At 57.1% G+C, this 431-nt stretch carries 1 rRNA gene; it reads left to right on the top strand.

Annotated elements, in window-relative coordinates:
- Positions 1–408, top strand: a 16S ribosomal RNA gene (locus AC5Y36_RS25860); the annotation flags it as partial.
- Positions 409–431: the final 23 nt, after the last annotated feature.

The raw sequence follows: 431 nt of genomic DNA, 5'->3' as shown, positions 1-431 counted from the left end.
ATGGCGGGGACTCATGGGAGACTGCCGGGGTCAACTCGGAGGAAGGTGGGGATGACGTCAAGTCATCATGCCCCTTATGTCCAGGGCTTCACACATGCTACAATGGCCGGTACAAAGGGCTGCGATGCCGTGAGGTTTAGCGAATCCTTTAAAGCCGGTCTCAGTTCGGATCGGGGTCTGCAACTCGACCCCGTGAAGTCGGAGTCGCTAGTAATCGCAGATCAGCAACGCTGCGGTGAATACGTTCCCGGGCCTTGTACACACCGCCCGTCACGTCATGAAAGTCGGTAACACCCGAAGCCGGTGGCCTAACCCTTGTGGAGGGAGCCGTCGAAGGTGGGATCGGCGATTGGGACGAAGTCGTAACAAGGTAGCCGTACCGGAAGGTGCGGCTGGATCACCTCCTTTCTAAGGAGCACCAATACAATATT

Source organism: Mycobacterium sp. NGS50 (assembly GCF_059812545.1).
The sequence above is the reverse complement of the archived record's forward strand: the minus strand, read 5'-3'. Positions and strand labels throughout refer to the sequence as shown.